Here is a 26,779-nt window from a genome sequence, read left to right on the forward strand (position 1 = left end):
GGCCGTGCTCGGCGCCCGGACGCGCCTGGGCGGCGGCCGGCGGTCGTGCGGCCGGTACGGGCCGTTCAGGTCGTGTGATCATCGGAGTCCTCCAGAGGGTCGGCCACCACGGGGAGCCCTCCCCGGCGGGCTCGGGACCACCGGGGAGGGCCGTCGGAGAGGTGGCGGTGTGGCGGGCCGGAAACCACCGGCCTCCTGGTGCCAAGTTCATCCGCCCGCACCGCCGTCCGACCATCGGGTCTGACACCCATTTGCCGCCGGTGCCGGCCCGCAAATCGGGCGTCGGCGCAGGTGGCGACGCCGAGCCCGGCGGCCGTCCCGACGGGGCGTGTCATGCTGGCCGTGTCCGGTCCGCGCCCGGTCCGCGCCCGGTCCGCCGTGCGGCGGCCGGTGCGGCCGGATCCGGCCGGGGCCCCGCGGGCGGGCACCCACGAGGGTGTGGGGCCACCCCCACGGGCAAATGGGTGCGGCCACGCATTTACACCGGCACCCGGCGCCGGACAGGCTGGGCCACGGTGGCCGACCACGAGCGTGTCCGCCGGCCGCAGGGGCCGGTCGGGGAGGGAGTCGATCTGGTGTCGCTGTTCTGGCGGATCTTCCTGCTGAACGCCGCCGTGCTGGTCACCGCCACGCTGCTGCTGCTCGGCCCGGTCACCGTCTCCACACCGGTGCTGCTCACCGAGGCGATCGTCCTGGCCGTCGGCCTCGCGGCGATGCTGGTCGCCAACGCCGCGCTGCTGCGGGTCGGTCTGGCGCCGCTGCGGCGGCTGGCCCGGGCGATGACCACCATCGACCTGCTCCAGCCCGAGCCGCGCCTGGTGGCCGGCGGCCACGGCGGGACCGCCGAGCTGATCCACGCGTTCAACGCCATGATCGACCGGCTGGAGGCGGAACGCGCCGCGAGCGCCGCCGCGGCGTTGTCGGCCCAGGAGGCCGAACGCCGCCGCGTCGCCCAGGAACTGCACGACGAGGTGGGACAGACGCTCACGGCGATGTTGCTGGAACTCAAACAGGTCGCCCGGCACGCTCCGGAGCCGGTGCGGTCGCAGCTGATCCAGGTGCAGGAGACCACCCGCGACAGCCTCGACGAGATCCGCCGTATCGCCCGGCGGCTGCGCCCCGGTGTGCTGGAGGAGTTGGGCCTGGTCAGCGCGCTCAAGGCGCTCCTCACCGAGGTCACCGGGCACACCGACCTGACCGTCGAGCAGCACCTCGCCAGCGACCTGCCGGCCCTCGGCGGCGAGGCCGAGCTGGTGATCTACCGGGTCGCGCAGGAGGCGCTCACCAACACCGTCCGGCACGGCAAGGCCACCGCGGTCACGCTCTCGCTGGAGCACGGCGGGGGCACGGTGCGGCTGCGCGTCCGCGACGACGGGCGGGGGATCCGGGGTGCGCCCGAGGGCGCCGGCATCCGGGGCATGCGGGAGCGGGCCCTGCTCATAGGCGCCCACCTGAGCGTGGGGCCGGGACCGGCCGGCGGCACCGAGGTGCGGCTCACCGTGCCCGTCGAGGAGGGGGCCCGACGGTGACCACCCGCATCCTGCTCGCCGACGACCACGCGCTGGTCCGCCGGGGCGTACGCCTCATCCTCGACAGCGAACCCGACCTCCACGTGGTGGCGGAGGCCGGTGACGGCGCTGAGGCGCTGCGCCTCGCCGCCACCGAGCAGCCCGACCTGGTCATCCTCGACATAGCGATGCCCCGCATGACGGGCCTGCAGGCCGCCCGGGAGTTGGCCCGCCAGCAGCCGGACCTGCGCATCCTGATCCTGACGATGTACGACAACGAGCAGTACTTCTTCGAGGCGCTCAAGGCCGGCGCGAACGGGTACGTGCTCAAGTCGGTCGCCGACCGGGACCTGGTGGAGGCGTGCCGCGCCGCCATGCGGGACGAGCCGTTCCTCTACCCGGGCGCGGTGAACGCGCTGATCCGCAACTACCTGGAGCGCAGCGCGCAGGGTGACGAGCCGCCGGCCCGCGCCATAACGGAGCGGGAGGAGGAGATCCTCAAGCTGGTCGCCGAGGGGCACTCCTCCAAGGAGATCGCCCGGCTGCTGTTCATCAGCGTCAAGACCGTGGAGCGGCACCGGGCGAACCTGTTGCAGAAGCTCGGCCTGCGTGACCGGCTCGAACTCACCCGCTACGCGATCCGGGCCGGCCTCATCGAGCCGTGAGCCGGGGCCGGCCCGGGAGACCGGCGGCCGGTCCCGCTGGTCCGCGGCCCGGCGCGGCAGGCGCTCAGCAGAGCAGCTCCAGGTGGTGGTGGGCGTCGGCGGCGATCTCCTCGTGCCGCAGCCAGCGGCGCGCCCACAGCCGGGCGGCCAGCTCCGCCTGCTCGTCGCCCCACGCCGCGTGCTCCAGGAGCAGCGCCGCGGTGAGCGTGTGCGCCAGCCGCAGCGCCAGGTCGCGCGCCCCGGCGACCACGGCGACCGACTGCGGGTCGGCGGCCACCCCGGCGAGGCGTTCCCGCAGCTCGGCGGTCGCGGAGGCCAGCGTGTCGGCGAGCGCGGGGGACAGCGGCCGGGCCAGGTCGGCGGCGGCGTCGAGGCGGCGCAGCAGCGGCGGCCCGGCCTCCTCCCGGCTGACCGCCCGCAGCACGTCGAGGGCGAGCACGTTGGTGGTGCCCTCCCAGATCGGCAGCACCTGCGCGTCGCGCAGCAGCCGCGGCACGCCGGTGTCCTCCACGTAGCCGGCGCCGCCGAAGCTCTCCACGTACTCGCTGGCGGAGCCGACCGCGAGCCGGCCGGTGGCCAGCTTGGCCAGCGGCGCCACGATGCGCAGCTCCGCGGCGGCGGCCGGGTCGCCACCCACCTCCACCCGGCCGAGCAGCGCGAAGGCGTGCCCGGCCAGCACGAACGCGCCGGCCGCGTCGACCGCCAGCGCGCCGAGGGTGGCCCGGTGCAGCGGGGAGGACGACAGCACGCCGCCGGCCACGTGCCGCGCCGAGGCGTACGCCCGCGCGTACGCCAGACCGCGCCGCATGCCACCGGCGGCCGCCGCGGCGTTGTGCACCCGGGTGACCACCACGAGGGTCATGGCCCGGACCAGGCCGGGTTGCGCCGGGTCGCCCAACGGCAGGGCGTACGCGTCGCGCAGCCCGATCTCGGCGGTGGGCAGCGCCCGGGTGCCGAGCTTGTCCTTGAGGCGGTGCACCCGGACGCCCGGGGCGGGCGCGTACGGGGCGGCGGCGCCGGCGAGGGGGGAGTCAGCGGCGTAGCGGGGCACCAGGAACGGGGCGAGCACCCGGCTGCCCCGCCCGGCGCCCTCGGGCCGGGCCAGCGCCACCGCCATCGCCGAGTCGGCGGCCGAGCAGAACCACTTCTCGCCGGTCAGCCGCCAGGAGCCGTCGGCGGCGGGCCGGCCGGTGGTGGTGGAGCGGGCCAGGTCGGAGCCGCCCTGCGACTCGGTCATCCACTGCCCGCTGGTGATCGCCGTGTCCGGGTCGGTGGAGATCAGCCGCGGCAGCCAGGCGTCCCGCACCGACGGGTCGACCTCCGGGAGGCTGAGCAGGGCGGCCGCACCGTCGGCCATGGCGACCGGGCAGGAGAAGGTGGCCGACTCCGGGCCGTACAGGTGCAGCAGGGCGTGCTGCACGACCCGGGCGGCGGCGCCCCACGTGCCGCGGGCCGACTCCAGGTAGGGCAGGGCCACCACGGCGTGCCGGGCGGCGGCGGCGCGCTGCGCCTGCCAGCCGGCGGACGTGTCGATCCGGTCGACGCGGGCCCCCCACGGGTCGTAGCGGACCAGCACCGGCGGGTGGGCCTCGGCGTCGGCGTGGGCGGCGCGCAGCGGCCCGGCCACGTCGGCGGCCAGGCCCGCGAGCCGGCCCTTGGCGGCGGCGTGCCCGGCCGCGCCGAGCTGCCGCTCCAGCCAGGACCGCAGCAGCGTGTCGCCGGCGTACGGGTCGTCGGGGGCGGGTACCGGCTGCACGTAGCGGGTCATGGTCTCGCTCCTGGCGCGTACGGGGGTGGTGGCCCGACGGTAGACGATGCGGCGGCACCGGCGACAGAGGCGTTTGCCGCCCGCGGACCGGCCCGGTTCTCTACGGTCGGGGCGTGGGGGTGGGGCGGTCGTCGAGCCGGCCGGCCCGGCGGCGTCGTCCGATGCGTACGGGGATGGTGTTCGCCGGTGTCGGCGTCCTGCTGTGCTGCGTGGGCGTGTCCGGGCTCGGCGTGCGCAACCTCCAGGTGGTCACGCAGGCCGCCGGCCCGGTGCGGGAGACCGCGGACGAGTTCCTGCGGGAGGTGACCCTCGGCGACACCGACGACGCGTACGACCGGCTCTGCGACGAGGCGCGCCGGAAGTGGAGCGAGGGCGGCTTCACCAGTTGGGTGCAGACCCCGCCGGAGGTGCGGGACTACAAGATCGTGGACGTGTCGGTGACCACGCGCGGCGGCCGCCCCCACGGCACGGTGACGGTCGAGCTGACCCGCGACAGCGGTCTCACCGAGCAGCGCGAACTGCCGGTGGTGCAGGAGGACGGCGACTGGCGGATCTGCGGTGACCCCTTCTGAGCCGCGACCGTCGCCGTCCGCGGTGGCGGGCCGGTCAGCGGCGGGGGCCGAGGTCGCCGCTGCGGTAGTGCCGCCGGCAGAGCACCTGGTAGCGCACCTCGGCGGTGTCCACGGTGTCGCCGATGACGACCTGCGCGCCCTCGCGGGCCACCCGCCCGTCGACCACGCGGGCGTTGAGCAGGCCCTCCCGGCCACACCAGCAGAGCACCTCGACCTGGATGCGGGCCACCTCGTCGGCGAGTTCGAACAGCCGCTGCGCGGCGGGGAACAGGCAGGAGCGGAAGTCGGTGGCCAGCCCGAACGCGTACACGTCGACGTCGTAGCTGTCGACCAGCTCGGCCATCTGCTCGACGTGGGCGACGGTGTAGAAGCTGGCCTCGTCGCAGATGAGGTAGTCGACGCGGACGCCCTCGTCCCACCGGCCGCGCACGAGCGCCCGCAGGTCGAGGTCGTCGGTCACCTCGATGGCCGTGTGGGACAGGCCGATGCGGGTGGTGACCTGCGGGCCGAGCGACCGGTCGATGCGGGTGGTGACCAGGCCCCGGCGGCCCTGCCGGGCGTGGTTGTAGTTCATCTGCAGGGCCATCGTGGACTTCCCGCAGTCCATCGGACCCCAGAAGAACCGCAGCGCGGCGGCGTGCAGCGGCCGGCCGTCGACGCCGCGCGCCGCCGCGCACCCGACGTCGTCCGGCCCGGCGAGGGGGCGGGCCAGGCAGGTGGGTGCGGCAGCGGCGTCGTCGGTCACGGTCGGGCAGCCTAACGCATCGACCGGCCCGGATCCCCGCGGCGGATCATGGTCGCCGGCCGGCCCGGCGGTGGGCTCAGAGCACCCGCGGCGGGGTGTTGCCGGCCGCGACGATGGCCCGGCGCACCGGTACGGCCAGCAGCAGCAGGAACCCGACCACGAAGAAGATCAGCAGCGAGACCAGGCCGACCCGGTAGGAGGAGGTGAGCTGGAAGACCAGGCCGAACGCCAGCGGGCCGAGCCAGCTCGTGCCCTTGTCGCTGATCTCGTAGAAGCCGTAGTACTCGCCCTCCTTGCCGGCCGGGATGAGCTGGCTGAACAGCGAGCGGCTCAGCGCCTGGCTGCCGCCGAGGACCAGGCCGATGGCGGCGCCGAGGACCATGAACGGCAGGGGCGCCTTGGCGGGCAGCCGGAACGCGGCGACGATGACGACGGTCCACAGCACGAGGCTGAGCAGCACGGTCTTCCACGCGCCGATGCGCCGGGCGAGCGCGCCGAGCAGCAGGGCCCCGCCGAAGGCGAGGAACTGCACGAGCAGGATCGTGGTGATGAGGGTGCTCTGCTCCAGCCGCAGCTCCTCGGTGCCGTATTGGCTGGCGAGGGTGATGACGGTCTGGATGCCGTCGTTGTAGACGAGGAAGGCGAGCAGGAAGAACAGCGTCAACGGGTACGCCTTGACCTCGCGCAGGGTGCGGCCGAGCTGCCGGAACCCGTCGGTGAGCACGTTGCCGCCGCCGGTGAGGGCCGCCCTGGTGGGGTGCTCGCGCAGCCAGCGCAGCGGCACGAGGGTGAACAGGGCCCACCAGACGCCGGCGGAGACGATCGACCAGCGGGCCAGGTCCAGCGTGCGCTGAGGGTTGCCATCCTCGCTGAGGAGGGTGACGGCGACCAGGTTGAGCGCGAGCAGCAGGCCGCCGCCGAGGTAGCCCAGGGCCCAGCCGCGGCTGGAGATGGCGTCGCGTTCGTCCGGCCCGCCGAGCTGCGGCAGGAAGGAGTTGTAGACCACGATGGCGGCGCCGAAGCTGATGTTGGCGACCAGGAAGAGCGCCCCGCCGAGCAGGTATCGGTCGCCGGTGACGAACGCCATCGCGACGGTCGCGGCGGCGCCGGTGAACGCGGCGCCCGCGAGCAGGCGCTTCTTGTGCAGCGACCGGTCGGCGATGGCGCCCATCACGGGCAGCACGAACACGGTGAGGAGCACCGACAGCGAGATCAGGTACGGGTAGTACGAGCCGGCGGCCACCCGGATGCCCAGCGGGTGGACGTAGCCGTCGCAGGTGTCCGCGCCGAGTTCGCAGCCGGCGGCCACCTCGGTGACCGAGGTGAGGAACGGCCCGAGGAAGACCGTGATCACGGTGGTCTGGAAGGCCGAGTTGGCCCAGTCGTAGACGTACCAGCCGGTGCGTTCGCGCCGGGTGCTGGCCGGGGGCGGGGTGTCGTGCACCGTGCCGGTCACGGTCTCGGCCATCGGGTCCTCTCGGCTCGTCAGGCGGCCCAGTGGCCGCGGCTGCGGTAGACGTCGCGCAGCACGCCGACGTGATCGGTCATGATGCCATCCACCCCAAGATCAAGTAACTCGTGCATCTCGGCGGGTTCGTCGATCGTCCAGACGTGCACCTGCAGGCCGAGTCGGTGGCAGTACGCGAGGAACCGCCGGTCGACCACGGGGATGCGCCCGTAGCGCACGGGGACCTGGGCGGCGACCACCGACGGCGGCAACCGCACCGGCCGCCCGTGCAGGGAGGCCATGCGCAGCCGGGCCACCCCGCGCATGCCGAGGCTGCTCGCGACCTTCGGCCCGGCCAGGGCGCGAAGCCGGGCCAGCCGGGCGTCGCTGAACGACGCGAGCAGCACCCGGTCACCGGCGCCGGTGCGGGTGACGGTCTCGACGGTGGGGACGACGCCGGCGTCGGCCTTGACGTCGACGTTGAAGCGGACCTCGGGCCAGGCGGTGAGGACCTCGTCGAGGCGGGGCACCACGGCGGCGCCGCCGACGCGTACCGACGCCAGGTCCGCCCAGCGCAGCGCGGCGATGCGCCCCGGTTCGCCGGTGACCCGCTCCAGGGTGGGGTCGTGGAAGATCACCGGCACGCCGTCGGCGGTGGCGTGCACGTCGGTCTCGACGTACCGGTAGCCGAGCCCGATGGCGCGGGCGAACGCCTCGGCGGTGTTCTCGTCGCCGTCGGCCGCGCCGCCGCGGTGGGCGAACGCCAGGGGCGCGGGCGCGTCCAGGTAGGGGTGGCGGGGGTGCACGCCGGAAGTATGCCGGGCGCGGGCGGCACCGTGGTGTCCGGCCGACGTCGCGCCGGCAAATTTCCCTATCCTTACCTATCTGGTCTACCGTAGGGAATGATGAGTAATGACATGTACTCGGTGGAACAGGTGGCGGAGCTGCTCGGCCTGCACGTGCGCACCGTGCGCGGGTACATCCGCAGCGGCCGGCTGCGGGCGGTGCGGATCGGCAAGCAGTACCGGATCGCCCGCGCCGACCTCGACGCGCTGACCGGCCGGCCCACGCCGGTCCCGCCCGCCGCCGCGCCGGCGCTGGAGGTGTCGAGCATCGTGCAGGTCGACGGCGTCGACCGGGCCGCGGCCGACCGTCTGGCCACGTTCGTGCTGGCCGGCGTCAACACCCACCACGACCCGACGCGCCCGCTGCGCGTGCAGACCGTCCACGACGAGGAACGCCACCGCATGAAGTTCGTGATCCTGGGCGACGCCGCCGGCACAGCCGACCTGCTGCGCCTGCTCGACGCCGTGCTGACCGGCCGCAACGGCCTGCTGTCCGGGGAGGGCGGCCATGCCTGACGTGCTGCAGGAGCGGGCCGGGGTGACGGTGCTCGTGTGCGACCCGGCCGGGCCGCCGCTGGCCACCACCGAGGCGGCACTCGACCTGATCGGCGCGGCCTTCGCGGGCGCCGAGGTGGTCGCCGTGCCGGCGCAACGGTTCGACCCGGACTTCTTCTCCCTGGGCACCCGCTTCGCCGGGGAGATCATGCAGAAGTTCGTCAACTACCGCCTGCGGCTGGCGGTCGTGGGTGACATCTCCGCCCACCTGGCGGCGAGCGGCGCGTTGCGGGCGCTGGTGGCCGAGTCGAACCGCCACGACCACATCTGGTTCGTGCCCGACCTGGTGGCGCTCGACGCCCGGCTGGCCGCCGTCCACTGACGCGGCTGCAACTGGGTCGACCACGACCATCCGGCCCGGCCGTGCCCGACCGGTGCCCGGCCGTGCCCGACCGGTGCCCGGCCGTGCCCGACCGGACCACCCGGCAGCGCGGCCAGACAGGCCCCGCGGATGCTGTCGAGCTGCCCCATATCTGGGGCACACGGCCTCCCGGGGTCGACACGAGCCCGACGCCGGGGTCGCACAACACAGCCTGACGGCCCCGGGTCGCACAAGTCGGCGGTCCCGGACTCCCGCGACGGGCCAGTGGCGTGGCTGCGGGCCGGGAACAACGACGCTGTAGCGCTGATGCCGTGAACGACTCACGCCGACGGGCGTGACGAGCGAACAGGCTCCGGGCGCGAACAGCAGTCGACATCCACCGATCGACGCGCCGTCTCCCGGCATCGCGGCGTCTCCCGGCGTCGCGACGCCCGCCGGCGTCGCGGTGTCTCTCGGCGTCGCGACGCCCGCCGGAGTCGTGGCGTCTCTCGGCGTCGCGACGCCCGCCGGCGTCGTGGTGTCTCCCGGCGTCGTGGTGTCTCCCGGCGTCGTGGCGCCCGCCGCCGTCGCGGTGTCTCCCGGCGTCGCGGCGTCGCTGGCGCGTACCGCCCACGGCGATGCAGGGCGCCCCCCAGCCATCTGGCGCTCCCAGGTCCCTCTGCGCGGGGGCGCTCGCTGCATGCCCCATATCTGGGGCAGCTCGACAGGACACGAGCACATGTGTGGCTCCTGCGAGCAGGCGATCTACCCGGGCTGTCGCGTTGGTCGCTCGACTGTGCGCCAAGGGGCGCGAGTGTGGTGGTCGGATCCTTCGGAGGTGATGTCGTAGCCGATTCGACGGCAGGAGTCGCGCAGGCGCGAGACCGCAGGGATCGCGCGGGAGCAGGAAGATCGCGCGGGAACGGGGATCGCGCGGGAGCGGAGGTCGCGCGAGAGGCACGCGGGGGTCGCCTCGACGGAAGGGCCTCTCGGCGGGCGGCCGACGCCGCCCGCGCTCAGCGTCGCGGTGGCCGGCGGCGGTGGGAGCGGCTGGTGTCCGCGGGGCGGCCGGGGTCGACGTGGCGGGGGCGTTCCGGTTCGTCCGGCCGCAGCGGGACGAGCGCGTCGGTGATCGCGTCGATGATCCGGTCGGTGGCCTGCCGTGCGGCGCCGGGTGTGCCGGAGGCCAGGCCGGTGAGGTCGACGGGCTCGCCGAAGTGCACCCGGATCACGGGGCGGCGCACCAGCGCCCGGGCGATCCCGCGGAGCAGCCCCTTCGGGGCGCGGTACGGCACGACCTCGTGTGAGCCCCACTGCGCCACGGGGATCACGGGCGCGCCGCAGGCGAAGGCGAGCCGGGCCGCGCCGGTCTTGCCGCGTTCCGGCCACATGCCCGGGTCCAGGCCGATCCGGCCCTCGGGGTAGACCAGCACCACCGATCCGGCGGCGACCGCGGCGGCGGCGTCGTCGAGGGCGTGGCCGACGGCGGCGGTGCCCCGGTCGACGCGGATGTGTCCGGCCCGGCGCATGAGCGCACCGATCACCGGGGCGCGGAACAGCCCGCCGGTGGCCATGATCCGGGGGGCGACGCCCCGGGCCCGGCAGGCGGCGGTGAGCACCACCGGGTCGAAGGGGCTGATGTGGTTGGCGGCCAGAACCAGCGGTCCGCGGCGCAGCGCCTCGGGCACCTCCCCGCTGACCTCCAGCCGGGCCAGGGCGGCCACGACGCCCCGGGCGAGCAACTGGGCGGTGCGCCAGATCGCCGGGGGCTGCCAGGTGGTGTGGGCGGTGTCCATCAGCGGTGAATGGTCGCACGGCGCTCGGCCGGCGCGGCGCCGAGGGCGGTCCGCGCCGCGCCCGGAAGGCCGTCCGGCCCTGGGTGATCAAGGTCATTGGTCCCGGGGCGGTTCGGGACTCCTGTCCCTGCCGATCCGTCTACGACGGGCGGTAGTATTTACTACGTCTCGTAGTATGAACAGCTGGGGGTTACAGGTGGACGCCTTGGACGTCGCCCGCTGGCAGTTCGGTGTCACCACCGTCTACCACTTCCTCTTCGTGCCGCTCACGATCGGCCTGTCGGTGCTGGTGGCCATCCTCCAGACCCTGTGGCACCGCACCGGCAACGAGCGCTACCTCAAGCTCACCAAGTTCTACGGCAAGCTCTTCCTCATCAACTTCGCGATGGGCGTGGTCACCGGCATCGTGCAGGAGTTCCAGTTCGGCATGAACTGGAGCGACTACTCCCGCTTCGTCGGCGACATCTTCGGCGCCCCGCTCGCCATCGAGGCGCTCGTCGCGTTCTTCCTCGAATCCACCTTCATCGGGCTGTGGATCTTCGGCTGGGACCGGCTGCCCAAGCGCCTGCACCTGGCCAGCATCTGGGCCGCCGCCATCGGCACCAACCTGTCGGCGTACTTCATCCTCGCCGCCAACTCGTTCATGCAGAACCCGGTCGGCTACCGCGTCAACCCCGACACCGGCCGCGCCGAGCTGACCGACTTCGTGGCCGTGCTCACCAACAAGGTCGCCCTGGTCACCTTCCCGCACACGATCGCCGGCGCGTTCCTGGTGGCCGGGTCCCTGCTGGTCGCCGTCGCCATGTGGCACCTGATCCGCAACCGCGACTCCGCCGAGACCCCCACCTACCGGTTCGCCGCGAAGTTCGGCTCCTGGGTCACCCTGGTCGCCGCCGCGGCCGTCGTCATCAGCGGCGACATCCAGGGCAAGATCATGACCCAGGTGCAGCCCATGAAGATGGCCGCCGCCGAGGGCCTCTACAACACCGAGAGCCCCGCGTCGTTCTCCGTGCTCACCGTCGGCAGCCTCGACGGCACCCGCGAGCTGTTCGCCATCAAGATCCCGTACCTGCTGTCCTACCTGGGCACCGGCGACCCGAACGGCACCGTGCACGGCATCAACGACCTGCAGGCCCAGTACGCCAGCCAGTACGGCCCGGGCAACTACGCCCCGATCATCCCGGTCACCTACTGGAGCTTCCGGTTCATGATCGCCTTCGGGCTGGCGGCCGCGGCGATCGCCCTGCTCGTGCTCTGGACCCACCGCAAGGGCCGCGCCCCGCGCAGCAAGTGGCTGCTGCGCGCCGGCCTGGTCATGCCGCTGCTGCCGCTGGTCGCCAACTCGTTCGGCTGGATCTTCACGGAGATGGGCCGGCAGCCGTGGATCGTCTTCGGCGAGATGCTCACCCGCAACGGCGTCTCCCGCAGCGTGTCGCTGACCGAGGTCCTCACCTCGTTCACCGCGTTCACCCTGATCTACGCCACCCTCGCCGTGATCGAGTTCCGGCTGCTCATCCGGTACGCGAAGGCCGGCGTGCCCGACGTCACCGAGCAACCCGAGATCGACGACAGCCACGACGACGCCGAGCGCCCGCTCGCGTTCGCCTACTGACCTCCGGAGCGCACCGTGGAGCTCACCACCATCTGGTTCCTGCTCGTCGCCGTCCTCTTCACCGGCTACTTCATCCTGGAGGGCTTCGACTTCGGCGTCGGGATGCTGCTGCCCGTGCTCGGCCGCGACGACCGGGAACGTCGCGTCCTCATCAACACGATCGGCCCCGTCTGGGACGGCAACGAGGTGTGGCTGATCACCGCCGGCGGCGCCATGTTCGCCGCCTTCCCCGAGTGGTACGCCACCCTCTTCTCCGGCTTCTACCTGCCGCTGCTGCTGATCCTGCTGGCCCTCATCGCCCGCGGGGTGGCGTTCGAGTACCGGCACAAGCGCCCCGAACCGTCCTGGAAGCGGCGCTGGGACGCGGCGATCTTCTTCGGTTCGCTGGTGCCGGCCGTGCTCTGGGGGGTCGCGTTCGCCAACATCCTGCGGGGTGTGCCGCTCACCGGCGACCACGAGTACGCCGGCGGCCTGCTCGACCTGCTCAACCCGTACGCCCTGCTCGGCGGCGTGACCACCGCGGCGCTGTTCCTCACCCACGGGGCGGTGTTCATCGCGCTGAAGACCGTCGGCGAGATCCGCGAGCGCGCCGGCGCGCTCGCGGTGCGCGTGGGCGCCGTCGCCGCCGTCCTCGCCGTGGTGTTCCTCGCCTGGACGCTGGGCATCCGCTCCAGCACGGCCGCCGTCGCGCTCGCCGCCGGGGCGGCGGTCGCGCTGCTCGCCGGTCTCGCCGCCGCCCGCGTACGCCGGGAGGGCTGGGCGTTCACGGGCACGGCCGTGGCCATCGGCCTGGCCGTGGCGACCCTGTTCGCGGCGCTGTTCCCCGCCGTGCTGCCCTCCACCCTGGACCCGGCGGGCACGCTGACCGCCACGAACGCCGCCTCCACCCCCTACACGCTGAAGATCATGAGCTGGGTGGCGGTGGTGTTCACGCCGATCGTGCTGGCCTACCAGGGCTGGACGTACTGGGTGTTCCGCAAGCGCATCGGCGTGGCGCACATCCCGCAGCACTGACCACCGCGCCCGGCCGCCGGCGGGGGGCCCGCCCCGCCGGCGGCCGGAGCGCGGGCCACCCGCCGGCCGTAGGGTGGACCGGTGACCGCGCAACCGTGGAGCGACCTGCTCGGCAGCCCGTCGCCGATCGTCGGCGCGCCGATGGCCGGCGGCGCCAGCACCCCCGACCTCGTACGGGCCGTCACGGCGGCCGGCGGGTTCGGGTTCGTCCCCGCCGGCTACCGGACCCCCGACGCGCTCGCCGCCGACCTGGCCGCGCTGCGCGCCACCGGCACACCGTGCGGGGTGAACCTGTTCGTCCCCGGCCCGCGGGAGATCGACGAGGCGGCCTTCCGCCGCTACGCCCGGCAGATCGCCGCGGAGGGCGAGCCGTACGGGCTCGACCTGGCCGGGGCGCCGCTCGTGCACGACGACGACCACTGGGCCGACAAGCTCGACCTGCTGGTCCGGGACCCGGTGCCGGTCGTCAGCCTCACGTTCGGGCTGCCCGACCCGGCGGCCCTGGCCGCGTTGCGGCGCGCCGGCTCCCGGGTGCTGGTCACCGTGACCTGCGTGGACGAGGCGCGCGCCGCCCAGGACCTGGGCGTCGACGCGCTGGTCGCCCAGGGCACCGAGGCGGGCGGCCACAGCGGCACCCACACTCCGCGCCGGCCGGCCCCGCCGGTGTCCACCCGTACGCTGGTGCGCGACGTGGTCGGCGCGACCGGCCTGCCCGTGGTGGCCGCGGGCGGGGTCGCCGGCCCCGACGACGTGCGGGACCTGCTCGCCGCCGGCGCGTGCGCGGTGGCGGTCGGCACGCTGCTGCTGTGCACCGACGAGAGCGGCGCGAGCCGCACCCACCGTGACGCGCTGGCCGACCCGGCGCGCACCGCCACGGTGCTCACCCGCGCCTTCACCGGCCGTCCCGCGCGGGGTCTGCGCAACGCCTTCATCGACCGGTACGAGCCGGTGGCGCCGCTCGGCTACCCGGAGCTGCACCACCTGACCCGGCCGCTGCGCGCGGCCGCCGCCGCGGCCGGGCACCCGGACCGGGTGCACCTGTGGGCGGGCACCGGCTACCGGCAGGCCACCACCGGCCCGGCGTCCGCCGTGGTCGACCGACTGACCGCGCCACTCTGACCAGGCCCGGACGGGCCGAGTCCTCCGACACCGCCGTCCCGGTTCAGCGCCACAGCGGTCACGGTTGCGAGCAGCGCCCGGCCGGCCACGGCCGGAGCGGCGCGGGCCGGGAGCCGCTCCGCCCGTGCCGCGCTACGGTCACGCCGCCCGCTTCCCGGTGCGCGGCCCGACCGTCGCCCGTCGCGCCCCTCCCTGCCCGGGCGCGTTGTCGGCGTCCTCAGCTCGCCTCGCGCAGCTCCGCGAGCCGCGCCTCGATCTCGGCCAGCTCGGCGCGCAGTTTCTCCGCCTGGCGCTCCGCCTCGGCCCGCTCGGCGGCGAGGATCTGCTCCACCGCCTCGTGCACTCCGGGCACGTCCACGAGCGCCACCATCTTCAACGCCTCCGCCGGCTTCACCACGTACGGCTTGGCGAGAGCCTTGCTGCCCTGCTGCGCGGCGACCGTCCACTCGCCGTCCGCGTACGCCAGCGTGACCGTCAGGCCGGCCGGCCCCTTCGGCTTGGTCGCCTTCGCCGCCCGGCGTGCCGGCTTGGCCGTCTCCTCCGTCTCCACCTTCGACTCCTCCCGGGGCGCCGGGCGCGGTGCCGGCACCCGGTCCAGTACGAACTCCGGCTCCGCCGGCGTGGCCGGGGGCTCCGGTCGCGGCTCGGGCTGCGGCTCCGCCGCCCGGCGTCCCGCGCCGCGTGGGGCGATGGCCACGTCGGCGGGGGAGAAGGGCAGCTCGTCGCGCCCGAACCGCACCACCACGAACTCGTCGGAACCGGCCGGGTCGGTCAGCTCCACCACCTGACCGACCTGCCCGGCGATCTGCCCGGCCGCGGCGGTGAACACGACCTTCGGCTTGCGGCCCGCCGCCAACGCCTCCCGGATCGTGTGGACGTCGTCATCGGACAGCCCCTGGCCAGCGGCACCCATCAGCAACCTCTTCCGTACACCTGTTTGATTCCTGCCTTGATACCAGCCGGCTGCGACACCGCCGCGGCGGGATCACCCACCCAGCGCCCGCAACGCGCGGTCGGCGTGCGCGGTCATGCTGACCTCACTGTGGACCACCTCGATCACCCGCCCGTCGGCGCCGATCACGAACGTCACCCGTCGGGTGCTCAACGGCCCCAACGGCAGTCGCCGCCGCACCCCGAACCGGTCGGCCACCGCACCGTCCGGGTCCGAAAGCAGCGGATAGTCGAACCCGTGCAGCCGGGCGAACTCGGCCTGCCGCGCCACCGGATCCCGGCTGATCCCCACCCGCTGCGCCCCGACGGCCGCGAACTCCGCCGCCAGGTCCCGGAAGTGGCAGCTCTCCGCCGTGCAGCCCCGTGTCATCGCGGCCGGGTAGAAGAACAGCACGACCGGCCCCGCCGCCAGGAACTCCGACAGCCGCCGCACCGCGCCCGTCTGGTCCGGCAGCGCGAAGTCCTCCACCACGTCCCCGACACCCAGCACCGCACCTCACCCCTCGACATCGACGCGCGGCGAGCCTAGAGGATCAGCCCCACACCGCCCCGCCCTCCTCGGCCACCTTCGCCGTCCGGCCCCGCCCAGCCCGCCCCGGGGGCATGTGATCTTCGCCTCCCTGACTGGGCGTGGCGGTCGCGGTAACGTCGCGGCCAGCAGCGAGGGCAGGGGAGAGGTGCGTTGAACCCGCTTACGGTCATCACGGGCGGCAGCCGTGGCATCGGCGCCGCCACCGCCCGCCGGCTCGCCCAGGCCGGCCACGACGTCGCCTTCGCCTACCGCCGCGACCACGACGCCGCGGCCGCCGTCCTCGCCGACATCCGCGCCGCCGGCCGCCGCGGCGTCGCCGTGCCCGCCGACACCACCGACCCCGACCAGGTCGCCGCCCTGTTCGACGCCGCCGCCGACCTCGGCCCGATCACCGGCCTGGTCAACAACGCCGGCGTCACCAGCCCCATCGGCCCCTTCGTCGACCTCGACGTCGCCGACCTGCGCCGCGTCGTCGACGTCAACCTCATCGGGTACGTCCTCTGCGCGCAGCAGGCCGCGCGCCGCATGGACGCCGGCGGGGCGATCGTCAACGTCTCCTCGGCCGCGGCGACGCTCGGCAGCCCCGGTGAGTACATCCACTACGCCGCCGTGAAGGCCGCCACCGACACCCTCACCGTCGGGCTGTCGAAGGAGCTCGCGCCGCGCGGCATCCGCGTCAACGGGGTCGCCCCGGGCATCATCCGCACCGACATCCACGCCGTCTCCGGCAGGCCCGACCGCCCCGACACGGCCGCCGGCCGCATCCCGCTGGGCCGCGCGGGCGAGCCCGACGAGGTCGCGGGCGCCATTGCCTGGCTGCTCGGCCCCGACGCCTCGTACACCACGGGAGCGGTGCTGCGCGTCGCCGGCGGCCTGTAGCGGCCCGGGGAATGCCGGGGCCGGCCGGCGCGCGTCAACTGGTGAACAGCTTCGCCGCCGTGACCGCCGTCTGCGCCACCCCGTAGCCCAGCAGCACCGACACGACCAGCCACGAGACCCACAGGCGGGCCCGCTGCCCGCGCGGTCGCACCTCGTCGTTCATCGCGTCCCGCTCCTCTCCACCGTTTCCGTCCGCGTCGCACCCGGATCCGCCCCGTCCAGATCCGTCGTGTCCGGATCCACGGTCCGCGCCGGCTCGTGGTAGCGCTGCGGCACCGGGCGGATCAGCAAGTTGGCGACGAAACCCACCGCCAGCACGGCGACCATCGTGAACAGCGCCGGCCGGTACGCCGCGGCCGTCAGCGTCCCCGGCTCGCCCTGCGCGTCGAGGAACCCGTTGACGATCAGCGGCCCGGCCACACCGGCCGCCGACCAGGCCGTCAGCAGCCGCCCGTGGATCGCGCCCACCTGGTACGTGCCGAACAGGTCCCGCAGGTACGCCGGCACGGTCGCGAACCCGCCACCGTAGAACGACAGGATCACGCACGCCAGCAGCACGAACAACGCCGTGGCCGCGTGCCCGACCAGCGCCAGCAGCGCGTACAGCACCATGCCCACGCCCAGGTACACCAGGTAGATCGGCTTACGCCCGATCACGTCCGATGTGGACGACCACGCGAACCGGCCGGCCATGTTGAACAGCGACAGCAGGCCCACGAACCCGCCCGCGGCCGCCACCGACACCGACGACACGCCGCCGTCGCGGAAGAAGTCCTGGATCATCGGGCTGGCCTGTTCGAGGATCCCGATGCCGGCGGTCACGTTGCAGAACAGCACCACCCACAGCAGCCAGAACGACCGGGTTCGCAGCGCGTTCGACGCCGACACGTTCGCCGTGGTGACCAGCGGCTTCGCCGCCACCCGCGCCGGGTCGAACCCGGCCGGCCGCCACCCCGGCCCCGGCACCCGCACGTTGACCACCCCGAACATCATGACGAGGAAGTAGCCGACGCCGAGCGTCACGAACAACCACACCAGCGCCGCGCCGGACGCCGTCGAGCCGGCGTCCGCCGGGTCGTACCCCGCGTCGTACAGCGACAGCAACTGCCGCGACAGGGGAGAGGCCACCATCGCCCCGCCCCCGAAGCCCATGATCGCCAGCCCGGTGGCCAGCCCCGGCCGGTCCGGGAACCACTTGATGAGCGTGGAGACGGGGGAGATGTAGCCGATCCCCAGGCCGATGCCGCCCAGCAGCCCGTACCCCAGGTACAGCAGCCACAACTGGCCGGTGGCGATGCCCACGGCTCCGACCAGGAACCCGGCCGCCCAGAAGCACGCCGACACGAACATGGCCTTCCGCGGCCCGTTCGCCTCCACCCACGTGCCCGCCACGGCGGCCGACAGACCCAGCATCACGATCGCGATGCTGAAGATGACACCGATCGCCGTCTGGCTCGTGTCGAAGTGGGCGATCAGGGAGTTCTTGTAGACGCTGGTCGCGTAGACCTGCCCGATGCAGAGGTGGATCGCCAACGCCGCCGGCGGGATCAGCCACCGGCTGTACCCCGGCGGCGCGACGGTGTGCCGACGGTCGAGTGCGGACAGCATGCCGGTGCGTCCTTTCGGAAGGGGGACGGGTGCCTCCACCCTTCTTCCCCCTCCCGGCCGTCCGTCGGAAACCCGATCATCGCCGGACGGTCGCTGCGGTGAGCCGAACGGTCGACCCGCGCGCCGGTCGACCGGCGGTCCACACCGTGCCAGGATGGCGGCGTGAGCCTGGTCTTCGGTGAGGTCGCCGACACCTACGACGACGTACGCCCCGGCTACCCCGCCGGCGTCGCCGAGGCCATCCGCGACTACCACGGCACCACCCCGGCGCAGGTCGTCGAGATCGGCGCCGGCACCGGCAAGGGCACGAGCGTGCTGCTGCGCCTCGGCGCGCCGGTCACCTGTCTGGAACCGGACCCCCGCATGGCCGCCCGGCTCGCCGCCAACCTGCCGCAGGTGACCGTACGCACCGAGACGTTCGAGCAGTGGGAGCCGCCCACCGGCGGCGTACCCCTGATCGCCGCCGCCCTGGCCTGGCACTGGCTCGACCCCGCCACCCGCAACCGGCGCGCCCACGACGCGCTCACCCCCGGCGGCACCCTCGCGGTGTTCGCCCACACCTACGGCTACGCCGACGCCGCCCAGTCCCGCGCCATCCACACCGCCCTGCGCGCCATCGACCCCGACGTCACCGACCGCCCCGCCGGCTGGTTCCACCTCGACATCACCGCCAGCGGCCTGTTCACCGACGTCCACGCCGAGACCGTCGATGCGGACCTCACCCTGACCACCGGCCGCTACCTCGACCTCGTGCGGACCTTCGGCCCGTTCCGCCAGCACACCCCCGACGAACAGACCCGCGCCCTCGCCGCCATCGGCTCCCTCGTCGACAGCTTCGGCGGCGCCATCGTCCTGCGGCTGCGCACCACCCTCGTGCTGGCCCGCCGGCCGTGACCCCGCACTCGGCTGCCACAATCGCCTCATGCCGCTGACCGTCGCGCCCGCCGTGGCGCCCGGCACGATGGCCCGCCTGCACCAACCGGACCTCGACGCCGACGGCGTACACCTGCGGCCCTGGCGGCCCGACGACCGGCCGGCGGTGCTCGCCGGCTACGCCGACCCCGCCATCCGTCACTGGCACTGCCGCGCCATGACCGACGACGAGGCCCGCGCCTGGATCGACGACTGGCCGCGCCGGTGGCGGCAGGAGAGCGGCGCCGGCTGGGCCATCGTCGACGACACCGGGGTGCTCGGCCAGATCAGCCTGCGTCGCCTGCACCTGGCCGACGGCCTCGCCGAGGTGTCGTACTGGGTCCTGCCGGCCGCCCGCGGCCGCGGCGTCGCCCCCCGCGCCCTCACCGCGCTCGCCGGCTGGTGCTTCACCACCCTCGGCCTGCACCGGATCGAACTGGCCCACTCCACGGCCAACACCGCCTCCTGCCGTGTGGCCCGGCGGGCCGGTTTCGCCGCCGAGGGCACCAAACGCGGCGAGGGCCGGCACGCCGACGGCTGGCACGACATGCACCTGCACGCCCGCCTCGCCACCGACACCCCCACACATCGATAAAGACTGTTTACAGTGCGGTCGAGGGCCGGGTAGCGTGCGGAACTGATCGACAACGACCGATCAGGACGACCGCCTGGAGGTATCCGTGCGTCGCCGCCACATCCTCACCCGACTCCTCGCCACCACCGCCCTCGCCCTCCCGATCACCCTCACCACAGCCCCCGCCACCGCCGCCCCGGCACCGGCCCGCCACCTCGACGACGTCATCCCCGCCCCCGTCGAGACCCACCCCGACGACCGGGCCACCTTCACCCTCGGCCCCCTCACCGTCATCCGCACCGCACCCGGCTCCACCGCCGCCTGGCGGGTCGGCCGCCAGCTCGCCGACACCCTGCGCCCCGCCACCGGCTACCCGCTGCCCGTGCTGCCCGTCCGCGCCACACCCCTGCCCGAGATCGCCCTGCTCCTCGGCGGCGCCGACCCCCGCATCGGCCAGGAGGGCTACCAGCTCGACGTCACCCGCCACCGGGTGACCATCCGCGCCAACACAGCCGCCGGCCTCTTCGCCGGCACCCAGACGCTGCGCCAACTGCTCCCCGCCCAGATCGAGGCGTCCGAACGGCAGCGCACCCGCTGGACCGTCCCCGGCGGACGCATCGTCGACTACCCGCGCTTCGCCTACCGCGGCGCCATGCTCGACCTCGCCCGGCACTTCCACACCGTCGACGAGATCACCGCTTACGTCGACCTGCTCAGCCAGTACAAAATCAACTACCTGCACCTGCACCTGACCGACGACCAGGGATGGCGCATCCAGATCGACTCCTGGCCGCGCCTGACCACCGTCGGCGGCGGCCCCGGCACCGGCGTCGACGGCGTCGGCCCCGGATACCTCACCAAGGCCGACTACACGGCCGTCGTCCGCTACGCCGCCGCCCGCAACATCACGATCGTCCCCGAGATCGACATGCCCGGCCACACCAACGCCGCCCAGTCCACGTACGCCGAACTCAACTGCGACGGCGTCGCCCCGCCACCGCGCACCGACATCGCCGTGGGCTACAGCTCCCTGTGCATCCACGACGACCTCACGTACCGCTTCGTGGAGGACGTCATCCGCGAGGTCGCCGAGATCACCCCCGGCCCCTACCTGCACATCGGCGGCGACGAGGCCCACGCCACCACCGACGAGGACTACCGCACGTTCATGCACCGCGTCCTGCCGCTGGTCACCAAGTACGGCAAGCGCCCGTTCGGCTGGAACGAGATCACCAAGGTCGACCCGCCCACCGACGCCGTCGCCCAGTTCTGGGGCACCGGCACCACCAACGCCGACGTCGCCGAAGCCGCCGCCCGAGGCAACAAGATCGTCATGTCGCCGGCCAACAAGGCGTACCTCGACATGAAGTACGACCCCACCACCCGGCTCGGCCTCTCCTGGGCCGCCTACATCGAGGTCCGCGACGCCTACGACTGGAACCCCGCCCAACGCGTCACCGGCGTGGGGGAGAGCGCCGTGCTCGGCGTCGAGGCGCCCCTGTGGTCGGAGACCCTGCGCACCCTCGACGACATCGAGTACATGGCCTTCCCACGCCTACCCGCCATCGCCGAACTCGGCTGGTCACCGGCGACCAGCCACGACTGGGAGTCCTTCCGCACCCGCCTGGGCGCGCAGGCCCCCCGCTGGCGCCTGCAGGACGTCGACTTCCACGCCTCACCCCAGGTGCCCTGGCAGTGACCGGCTGACCGTGTCGGGGCCGGGCCCGCCCGGCCCCGACACCGCCGCCCGACCCGCTCGCCTACGGGCACATGACGAGAACTCACAAGCAGACTTGTCGGAATCCTCCAAAAAACCCGCGACCTTCTTCGTCGGCCGACCCCCTCGTCTCCCTGATCCGCACCGGCCACCATCGTCCTCATGGCACTCCTCGACAGCCTCGTCGACCAGGGACTCCGCGCCGAACCGGCGACACCCGCGCAAGCGCGCGCGATCCTCGCCACCGGCGACGACGACCTGCTCGACGTCGTCGCCGCCGCGGCCCGCGTACGGCACCGCCACTTCGGCCGACGGGTGAAGCTCAACTACCTGGTCAACCTGAAGAGCGGGCGGTGCCCCGAGGACTGCGGCTACTGCTCCCAGCGGCTCGGCGCCGACACCGGCGTGCTGTCGTACACGTGGCTCAAACCCGACCAGGCGGCCGACGCCGCGTCCGCCGGCATCGCCGCCGGAGCCACGCGGGTCTGCCTGGTCGCCAGCGGGCGCGGCCCCACCGACCGCGACATCGACCGGGTCGCCGACACCATCGGCGCCATCCGCGCCCAGCACCCCGACGTCGAGGTGTGCGCCTGTCTCGGCCTCCTGCGTCAGGGTCAGGCCGAACGCCTCCACACCGCCGGCGCCGACGCCTACAACCACAACCTCAACACCGCCGAGAGCCGCTACGGCGACATCTGCACCACCCACGGCTTCACCGACCGCGTCCAGACCGTCGACCAGGCGAGGAACGCCGGCCTCTCACCCTGCTCCGGCCTCATCGCCGGCATGGGGGAGTCCGACGACGAGCTGGTCGACGTGGCCTTCGCCCTGCGCGCTCTGGACCCCGACTCGGTGCCGGTCAACTTCCTCATCCCGTTCGACGGCACCCCGCTGGCCGGCAGGTGGGACCTCACCCCGCAGCGGTGCCTGCGCATTCTCGCCATGGTGCGGTTCGTCTTCCCGGACGTGGAGGTACGGATCGCCGGTGGGCGGGAGATCCACCTGCGGTCGCTGCAGCCCCTGGCGCTGCACATCGCCAACTCGATGTTCCTCGGCGACTACCTCACCAGCGAGGGACAGGCCGGCCGGGCCGACCTGGACATGATCGCCGACGCCGGCTACGTCGTCGAAGGCGCCGGCGAACCCACCCTGCCCGCGCACCGCCGCGACCTCGTCCGGCTCCGCCGCCGCGGCGCGGGCACCCCGATCGCCCCCAACGCCTGACCCCGCCGCGCGGCACGCGCCCCAGGGCGGACGCGCCCGCTACCGTCAGGCCGACACGCGCCAAAAAATCGTGGAACGCGGTGTCGAAAACCGCGCCGACCGTTCGACGCGTTGATGAGGGCCGGCACGGAGTCGGCCACCACGTCAGAGGGACACCGACATGCGCTACATGCTGATGCACAAGCTGGACGACAAGGACCCGGCCGCCTGGGCGCCGACCCCCGAGTTCATCGGCCGGATGGGCGCCTTCCTCGAGGAGGCGAACAAGGCCGGCGTCCTGCTCGACGGCGAGGGCCTGCGCCCGACCACCGAGGGCGCCGCGAAGATCACCTCCAGGGACGGCAAGGCGACCGTCGTCGACGGCCCGTTCGCCGAGGCCAAGGAGGTCATCGCCGGGTTCGCCATCCTCCAGGTCCGCGACCAGGCCGAGGCCGTCGAATGGGCCACCCGCTTTGGCGCGCTGTTCGACCACGTCGAGATCGAGGTCCGCCGGGTCGCGGAGATGGAGGACTTCGCCTAGCGGCTGCGCCGTCGTCCTGGCCGCCGCCCGCTGCTGTGGTGCGCCGATGGCGCTTCGCGGCGGCCAGGACGAGGAGGCGCTCTCCACCGCGCGCGGGCAGGGGAGACCCTGCCGCGGGCGCCGGTCGCGAGATCGCGCTCAGGCCGGTCGTCGCCGCACCGCGTTGGCGAGGATCGCCGTCACCAGCTTCCTGACGGCCGCCGTGGTCGGCGGGCCGGGCTCACGGTCCACGGACAGGAGATGGCCGCCGCCGACCAGGGAGAGGGTGAGCGAGTCGATGTCGGCGTCGGCCGCGATGCGGCCCAGTTCACGCTCGGCGGCCAGGTAGGCGGAGATGGCGGTCGTCGCCTGGGCGAGGATCGCGATGCCGCCACCCGGAGTGGCCTGCCGCAGCCGCGCGCGCAGCTCGTCCCGGAACGTGATGAGCGGGATGATCGCCACCGGGACCGGCCCGAACAGGCCGGTCAGCGCGGCGGTGAGGTTGTCGACCACCGTGCCGGTGCCGGCGGACTCGCGCAGCGCACCCGCCTGCGCCTCCAGCTGCGTCGCCCGGTCGAGCACGAGTTCGGTGAGGAAGGCGTCGAAGTCGGGGAAGTGCCGGTGCAGGACGCCCTTGGCGCAGCCCGCCTCGTCGGTGACGGCCCGGCTGGTCAACCCGTTCGGCCCGTCCCGCAGAAGGACGCGCTCGGCGGCGTCGAACAGCTGCTGCCGCGCGTCGCGAAGGTGCACCCCAGTCGGCACTCACAGATCCTCTCGCATATCGACCCGCCCGGCGGCCCTTGTTGAGTGGGCACGCGCCCACTAGGGTGGGCACATGCCCACTCTACCGCGTGACCAACCACCCACGCCGCAACCGCACCAGGCCCGCCGGATGGCCGAGTCGTTCGGCGTGGACCCCCACCGATACGACCGGGCCCGGCCCGCCTACCCCGACGCCCTGGTCACCCGCATCGTCGACGGGAGCCCCGGCCCCCACGTGCTCGACGTCGGCTGCGGCACCGGCATCGCCGCCCGCCAGTTCCAGGCGGCCGGCTGCACCGTCCTCGGCATCGAACCCGACGCGCGGATGGCCGACTTCGCACGAGCCCGCGGCCTACCGGTCGAGGTCACGACCTTCGAAGCCTGGCAGCCCGCCGGCCGCACGTTCGACACCGTCGTCGCCGCCCAGTCCTGGCACTGGGTGGACCCGGCCGCCGGCGCCGCCACAGCGGCACGCGTGCTGCGCCCAGGGGGACGACTCGCGATCTTCGGCCACGTGTACGAGCCACCGCCCGAGGTCGCCGAACCGTTCGCCGCCGCCTTCCGGCGCGCGGCACCCGACTCCCCGCTCCACCACCAACCGGCCCGCCGTCCCCTCGACCTCTACCAGGCGGCGTACACGAAGTTCGCCGACACGATCCGGCAGACCGGACAGTTCACCGAGCCCGAACAGTGGCGATTCGACTGGGAACAGCCCTACACCCGCGACCAGTGGCTCGACCTGCTCCCCACCACCGGCGGCCTCACCCACCTCCGCCCCGAACAGCTCACCGACGTGCTGGACGCCGTCGGCGACGCCATCGACTCCCTGGGCGGACGCTTCACGATGCACTACACCACCCTCGCCACGACCGCCGTACGCCGCAGCGCCTCCTGAGCCCGGCCGCCACGTCACCACCCGGAGCTATCGTGACCCGGTGACGACCACGGAGACGCACCGGACGATCGAGGCCGTCTGGCGCATCGAGGCCCCCCGCGTCATCGCCGCCGCCGCCCGACTCGTCGGCGACGTCGGCCTGGCCGAGGAACTGGCACAGGACGCCCTCGTCGCCGCCCTCGAACAATGGCCCTCCGACGGCGTACCCCGAAACCCCGGCGCCTGGCTCACCACCACCGCCAAACGCCGCGCCATCGACCAGATCCGCCGCCGCGAACGCTTCGAACGCAGCCTGCCCGACCTCGTCACCCCCGACGCGACCGAACCCACCGACCTCGACGCCATCACCGACGACCCCATCGACGACGACCTGCTGCGACTCATCTTCACCGCCTGCCACCCCGTGCTCTCACCCGAGGCACGCGTGGCCCTCACACTGCGGCTGCTCGGCGGCCTCACCACCGACGAGATCGCCCGGGCCTTCCTCGTCCCCTCACCGACCGTCGGACAGCGGATCAGCCGCGCCAAGAAGACCCTCGCCGACGCCCACGTACCGTTCGAGCTGCCCACCGGCGCCGACCGCGCCGCCCGACTCACCTCCGTCCTGGAGGTCATCTACCTCATCTTCAACGAGGGATACTCCGCCACCGCCGGCGACGACTGGATGCGCCCCGCCCTCTGCGAGGAGGCCATGCGCCTCGGCCGCGTCCTCGCCGGCCTCATGCCCGACGAGGCGGAGGTGCACGGCCTCGTCGCCCTCCTGGAGATCCAGGCCTCCCGCACCGCCGCCCGCACCGGCCCCTCCGGCGAACCCGTCACCCTCCTCGAACAGGACCGCCGCCGCTGGGACCGCCTGCTCATCCGGCGGGGACTCGCCGCCCTGGAGCGGGCCGAGGCGCTCGGCGGCGGCCCGTACACCCTCCAGGCCGCCATCGCCGCCGTCCACGCCCGCGCCCGCACCGCCGCGGACACCGACTGGGCGCGCATGGCCGACCTGTACGCCCAGCTCGCCCAGGTGGCGCCATCACCGGTCGTGGAACTCAACCGCGCCGTGGCCGTCGCGATGGGGGAGGGACCGCAGGCCGGCCTCGCCGTGCTGGAACCGCTGCGCGACGAGCCGACGCTCGCCGCCTACCACCTGCTGCCGACCGTACGCGGCGACCTGCTGGCGAAGCTGGGCCGGACGGCGGAGGCGAAGGCCGAGTTCGAACGCGCCGCGACGATGACCCGCAACGAACGCGAACGCGCACTGCTGCTCGACCGCGCCGCCGCCTGCGCCTGACCGGCCGCCGCGGTCCGTCACCGACATACGTCGCCGGGCTCACCTCGCCCTGCGAGTCGGCAACGTTGCGCTGCGTGTGCGACTGCGGCATGGGCTGCCGCCGAACAGGTGTGCGGGCCGGGGGAGAGCGGCCGGTGCGGGCCACCGGTCGCGGCCCGGCCGGAGACCCGGTTCCGGCCCGGACCGGTCAGCCCGGGCCGGAACCACCGGCCGCCCACGACCGCCCGGGCGTGACAGCCGCGACGCGACTCAGCCCACCGCGGCGGCGAACATGCCCGGCTCGTACGAGCCCCCACGCTGGTGCACGATCACGGCGAGCCGGTTCGCCGCGTTGATGAGCGCGACCAGGCACACCAGCGCGGCGACCTGGTCGTCGTCGTAGTGCTTGCGCACCTGGGCCCACGTCTCGTCGGACACGCCCTCGTGGGCGTCGGCGAGCCGGGTGCCCTCCTCGGCGAGCGCGAGCGCGGCCCGCTCGGCCTCGGTGAACACGGTGGACTCCCGCCAGGCGGCGACCAGGTTGAGGCGGACGGCGCTCTCACCGGCGGCCGCGGCCTCCTTGGTGTGCATGTCGATGCACCAGCCGCAGCCGTTGATCTGGCTGGCCCGCAGGGACACCAGCTCCTGCGTGGACCTGGGCAGCGACGACTGGTGGATCACCAGGCCGCTGTTGGCGAACCGCTTGGCGAACTTCGCGCCGATCTCGTTGTGGAACATGTCGAACCGGACGTCCATGGCTCTGTCCTCACTCGTGGTGTTGCACTGGACGACCATGGGGTGCCGGTGGTCCGGTCCGTGTGACAGCCCGCGGAGGTGACCCGCGCCACGTGTCCCTTCTCATTAGTCCTGAGCCATCTACCCCGGTTCCACGGCGTACACCGGGGCGGACTCCTCCCCGCGGACCGTGCAGGTCCGTGCCCACTGCCCGGGCGCGAAACGGCGCATCCGGCCCACCTCCTGCCCCGACCGGCGTCGGGCCGCCGGGCCTGACCGCGCG

Annotated in this window: 27 protein-coding genes; 16 read left to right on the forward strand and 11 right to left on the reverse strand. The window is 73.8% G+C overall.

All coding sequences use genetic code 11. The annotated features are described in order from the left end of the window. Positions 1 to 575 precede the first annotated feature (575 nt). Together OG994_RS08440 and OG994_RS08445 are read left to right on the forward strand one after the other, a co-directional pair. A complete protein-coding gene (locus OG994_RS08440) occupies positions 576 to 1,529 on the forward strand; it encodes a HAMP domain-containing sensor histidine kinase (protein WP_120330850.1) in 954 nt (317 codons plus the stop codon). After that, positions 1,526 to 2,173 (forward strand): response regulator, encoded by a 648-nt coding sequence (locus OG994_RS08445; RefSeq protein WP_120330802.1) that lies wholly within the window; start codon positions 1,526 to 1,528, stop codon positions 2,171 to 2,173. The genes OG994_RS08440 and OG994_RS08445 overlap by 4 nt, the downstream gene beginning before the upstream one ends. A 64-nt stretch (positions 2,174 to 2,237) precedes the next feature. Here OG994_RS08445 and OG994_RS08450 read toward each other — a convergent pair whose 3' ends face one another. Continuing rightward, positions 2,238 to 3,941, reverse strand: a complete 1,704-nt coding sequence (locus OG994_RS08450; protein ID WP_328852744.1) for an acyl-CoA dehydrogenase family protein — start codon at positions 3,939 to 3,941, stop codon at positions 2,238 to 2,240. A gap of 161 nt (positions 3,942 to 4,102) precedes the next feature. On the opposite strand from OG994_RS08450, the gene OG994_RS08455 reads away from it, so the two are divergent. Beyond that, positions 4,103 to 4,513, forward strand: a complete 411-nt coding sequence (locus OG994_RS08455) for an Rv0361 family membrane protein (RefSeq protein WP_120330804.1) — start codon at positions 4,103 to 4,105, stop codon at positions 4,511 to 4,513. 34 nt (positions 4,514 to 4,547) lie between these two features. Here OG994_RS08455 and OG994_RS08460 read toward each other — a convergent pair whose 3' ends face one another. From OG994_RS08460 to OG994_RS08470, 3 genes are all read right to left on the reverse strand, one after another. Further along, positions 4,548 to 5,258, reverse strand: a complete 711-nt coding sequence (locus tag OG994_RS08460) for a thymidine kinase (protein ID WP_406104081.1) — start codon at positions 5,256 to 5,258, stop codon at positions 4,548 to 4,550. A 76-nt stretch (positions 5,259 to 5,334) separates the two neighbouring features. Then, the gene (locus OG994_RS08465) at positions 5,335 to 6,726 is read right to left on the reverse strand and encodes an MFS transporter (RefSeq protein WP_328852745.1); all 1,392 of its coding nucleotides are present in this window, start codon (positions 6,724 to 6,726) and stop codon (positions 5,335 to 5,337) included. 17 nt (positions 6,727 to 6,743) lie between these two features. Continuing rightward, positions 6,744 to 7,511 (reverse strand): glycerophosphodiester phosphodiesterase family protein, encoded by a 768-nt coding sequence (locus OG994_RS08470; RefSeq protein WP_328852746.1) that lies wholly within the window; start codon positions 7,509 to 7,511, stop codon positions 6,744 to 6,746. A gap of 99 nt (positions 7,512 to 7,610) precedes the next feature. Between OG994_RS08470 and OG994_RS08475 the strand changes: the two genes are divergently transcribed. After that, entirely contained in the window at positions 7,611 to 8,066 is a 456-nt protein-coding gene (locus OG994_RS08475) for a helix-turn-helix domain-containing protein (RefSeq protein ID WP_328852747.1), read from the forward strand. Continuing rightward, positions 8,059 to 8,427 carry a DUF4180 domain-containing protein gene (locus tag OG994_RS08480; RefSeq protein ID WP_328852748.1) on the forward strand — a complete coding sequence of 123 codons (369 nt, stop codon included), beginning with the start codon at positions 8,059 to 8,061 and terminating at the stop codon, positions 8,425 to 8,427. The genes OG994_RS08475 and OG994_RS08480 overlap by 8 nt, the downstream gene beginning before the upstream one ends. Before the next feature lie 995 nt (positions 8,428 to 9,422). Here the strand turns inward: OG994_RS08480 and OG994_RS08485 are convergent. Beyond that, positions 9,423 to 10,202, reverse strand: a complete 780-nt coding sequence (locus OG994_RS08485) for a lysophospholipid acyltransferase family protein (protein ID WP_328852749.1) — start codon at positions 10,200 to 10,202, stop codon at positions 9,423 to 9,425. Positions 10,203 to 10,398: 196 nt separating this feature from the next. On the opposite strand from OG994_RS08485, the gene OG994_RS08490 reads away from it, so the two are divergent. From OG994_RS08490 to OG994_RS08500, 3 genes are all read left to right on the forward strand, one after another. After that, complete coding sequence (locus tag OG994_RS08490; protein ID WP_192902252.1) at positions 10,399 to 11,814, forward strand: cytochrome ubiquinol oxidase subunit I; 1,416 nt, start codon at positions 10,399 to 10,401, stop codon at positions 11,812 to 11,814. Positions 11,815 to 11,829: 15 nt separating this feature from the next. Continuing rightward, a complete protein-coding gene (gene cydB, locus OG994_RS08495) occupies positions 11,830 to 12,828 on the forward strand; it encodes a cytochrome d ubiquinol oxidase subunit II (protein ID WP_120330812.1) in 999 nt (332 codons plus the stop codon). Positions 12,829 to 12,909: 81 nt separating this feature from the next. Beyond that, entirely contained in the window at positions 12,910 to 13,947 is a 1,038-nt protein-coding gene (locus OG994_RS08500) for an NAD(P)H-dependent flavin oxidoreductase (RefSeq protein ID WP_328852750.1), read from the forward strand. 217 nt (positions 13,948 to 14,164) lie between these two features. Here OG994_RS08500 and OG994_RS08505 read toward each other — a convergent pair whose 3' ends face one another. Both OG994_RS08505 and OG994_RS08510 read right to left on the reverse strand, forming a co-directional pair. Beyond that, a complete protein-coding gene (locus OG994_RS08505) occupies positions 14,165 to 14,860 on the reverse strand; it encodes a hypothetical protein (protein ID WP_120330813.1) in 696 nt (231 codons plus the stop codon). A 72-nt stretch (positions 14,861 to 14,932) separates the two neighbouring features. Continuing rightward, the gene (locus OG994_RS08510) at positions 14,933 to 15,388 is read right to left on the reverse strand and encodes a peroxiredoxin (RefSeq protein ID WP_407942573.1); all 456 of its coding nucleotides are present in this window, start codon (positions 15,386 to 15,388) and stop codon (positions 14,933 to 14,935) included. Between the two features lie 192 nt (positions 15,389 to 15,580). On the opposite strand from OG994_RS08510, the gene OG994_RS08515 reads away from it, so the two are divergent. After that, entirely contained in the window at positions 15,581 to 16,309 is a 729-nt protein-coding gene (locus OG994_RS08515; RefSeq protein ID WP_120330814.1) for an SDR family NAD(P)-dependent oxidoreductase, read from the forward strand. A 34-nt stretch (positions 16,310 to 16,343) separates the two neighbouring features. Here the strand turns inward: OG994_RS08515 and OG994_RS08520 are convergent, their stop codons facing one another. Together OG994_RS08520 and OG994_RS08525 are read right to left on the reverse strand one after the other, a co-directional pair. Continuing rightward, entirely contained in the window at positions 16,344 to 16,472 is a 129-nt protein-coding gene (locus tag OG994_RS08520) for an MFS transporter small subunit (protein ID WP_275670853.1), read from the reverse strand. Then, positions 16,469 to 17,917, reverse strand: a complete 1,449-nt coding sequence (locus tag OG994_RS08525; RefSeq protein WP_328852751.1) for an OFA family MFS transporter — start codon at positions 17,915 to 17,917, stop codon at positions 16,469 to 16,471. Before OG994_RS08525 ends, OG994_RS08520 begins: the two co-directional genes overlap by 4 nt. Positions 17,918 to 18,079: 162 nt before the next feature. Here OG994_RS08525 and OG994_RS08530 point away from each other — a divergent pair, with 162 nt between their 5' ends. From OG994_RS08530 to OG994_RS08550, 5 genes are all read left to right on the forward strand, one after another. Further along, a complete protein-coding gene (locus OG994_RS08530) occupies positions 18,080 to 18,811 on the forward strand; it encodes a class I SAM-dependent methyltransferase (protein ID WP_328852752.1) in 732 nt (243 codons plus the stop codon). A 28-nt stretch (positions 18,812 to 18,839) separates the two neighbouring features. Continuing rightward, the gene (locus OG994_RS08535; RefSeq protein WP_328852753.1) at positions 18,840 to 19,424 is read left to right on the forward strand and encodes a GNAT family N-acetyltransferase; all 585 of its coding nucleotides are present in this window, start codon (positions 18,840 to 18,842) and stop codon (positions 19,422 to 19,424) included. Between the two features lie 85 nt (positions 19,425 to 19,509). After that, positions 19,510 to 21,102, forward strand: a complete 1,593-nt coding sequence (locus tag OG994_RS08540; RefSeq protein ID WP_328852754.1) for a beta-N-acetylhexosaminidase — start codon at positions 19,510 to 19,512, stop codon at positions 21,100 to 21,102. Between the two features lie 180 nt (positions 21,103 to 21,282). Next, complete coding sequence (bioB, locus tag OG994_RS08545; protein WP_120330818.1) at positions 21,283 to 22,344, forward strand: biotin synthase BioB; 1,062 nt, start codon at positions 21,283 to 21,285, stop codon at positions 22,342 to 22,344. 160 nt (positions 22,345 to 22,504) lie between these two features. After that, positions 22,505 to 22,864, forward strand: a complete 360-nt coding sequence (locus tag OG994_RS08550) for a YciI family protein (protein WP_120330819.1) — start codon at positions 22,505 to 22,507, stop codon at positions 22,862 to 22,864. 138 nt (positions 22,865 to 23,002) lie between these two features. Here OG994_RS08550 and OG994_RS08555 read toward each other — a convergent pair whose 3' ends face one another. After that, complete coding sequence (locus OG994_RS08555; RefSeq protein WP_328852755.1) at positions 23,003 to 23,605, reverse strand: TetR/AcrR family transcriptional regulator; 603 nt, start codon at positions 23,603 to 23,605, stop codon at positions 23,003 to 23,005. A gap of 73 nt (positions 23,606 to 23,678) precedes the next feature. Between OG994_RS08555 and OG994_RS08560 the strand changes: the two genes are divergently transcribed. Both OG994_RS08560 and OG994_RS08565 read left to right on the forward strand, forming a co-directional pair. Further along, positions 23,679 to 24,500: a class I SAM-dependent methyltransferase gene (locus tag OG994_RS08560; RefSeq protein ID WP_328852756.1), complete on the forward strand. Its 822-nt coding sequence runs from the start codon at positions 23,679 to 23,681 to the stop codon at positions 24,498 to 24,500. 40 nt (positions 24,501 to 24,540) lie between these two features. Continuing rightward, on the forward strand, positions 24,541 to 25,782 hold the full coding sequence (locus tag OG994_RS08565; protein WP_328852757.1) for an RNA polymerase sigma factor: 1,242 nt from the start codon (positions 24,541 to 24,543) through the stop codon (positions 25,780 to 25,782). Between the two features lie 249 nt (positions 25,783 to 26,031). Here the strand turns inward: OG994_RS08565 and OG994_RS08570 are convergent, their stop codons facing one another. Then, positions 26,032 to 26,517: a carboxymuconolactone decarboxylase family protein gene (locus tag OG994_RS08570; protein ID WP_120330823.1), complete on the reverse strand. Its 486-nt coding sequence runs from the start codon at positions 26,515 to 26,517 to the stop codon at positions 26,032 to 26,034. Positions 26,518 to 26,779: the final 262 nt, after the last annotated feature.

This window comes from Micromonospora globbae (genome assembly GCF_036184225.1).
Taxonomy (GTDB): Bacteria; Actinomycetota; Actinomycetes; order Mycobacteriales; family Micromonosporaceae; genus Micromonospora; species Micromonospora globbae.

Coding starts and splice junctions, on each gene's coding strand:
- OG994_RS08450 (WP_328852744.1), bottom strand. CDS start 3,941: ATGACCCGCTACGTGCAGCCGGTACCCGCCCCCGACGACCCGTACGCC.
- OG994_RS08455 (WP_120330804.1), top strand. CDS start 4,103: ATGCGTACGGGGATGGTGTTCGCCGGTGTCGGCGTCCTGCTGTGCTGC.
- OG994_RS08465 (WP_328852745.1), bottom strand. CDS start 6,726: ATGGCCGAGACCGTGACCGGCACGGTGCACGACACCCCGCCCCCGGCC.
- OG994_RS08475 (WP_328852747.1), top strand. CDS start 7,611: ATGAGTAATGACATGTACTCGGTGGAACAGGTGGCGGAGCTGCTCGGC.
- OG994_RS08480 (WP_328852748.1), top strand. CDS start 8,059: ATGCCTGACGTGCTGCAGGAGCGGGCCGGGGTGACGGTGCTCGTGTGC.
- OG994_RS08485 (WP_328852749.1), bottom strand. CDS start 10,202: ATGGACACCGCCCACACCACCTGGCAGCCCCCGGCGATCTGGCGCACC.
- OG994_RS08505 (WP_120330813.1), bottom strand. CDS start 14,860: ATGGGTGCCGCTGGCCAGGGGCTGTCCGATGACGACGTCCACACGATC.
- OG994_RS08520 (WP_275670853.1), bottom strand. CDS start 16,472: ATGAACGACGAGGTGCGACCGCGCGGGCAGCGGGCCCGCCTGTGGGTC.
- OG994_RS08525 (WP_328852751.1), bottom strand. CDS start 17,917: ATGCTGTCCGCACTCGACCGTCGGCACACCGTCGCGCCGCCGGGGTAC.
- OG994_RS08535 (WP_328852753.1), top strand. CDS start 18,840: ATGCCGCTGACCGTCGCGCCCGCCGTGGCGCCCGGCACGATGGCCCGC.
- bioB (WP_120330818.1), top strand. CDS start 21,283: ATGGCACTCCTCGACAGCCTCGTCGACCAGGGACTCCGCGCCGAACCG.
- OG994_RS08550 (WP_120330819.1), top strand. CDS start 22,505: ATGCGCTACATGCTGATGCACAAGCTGGACGACAAGGACCCGGCCGCC.
- OG994_RS08560 (WP_328852756.1), top strand. CDS start 23,679: ATGCCCACTCTACCGCGTGACCAACCACCCACGCCGCAACCGCACCAG.
- OG994_RS08570 (WP_120330823.1), bottom strand. CDS start 26,517: ATGGACGTCCGGTTCGACATGTTCCACAACGAGATCGGCGCGAAGTTC.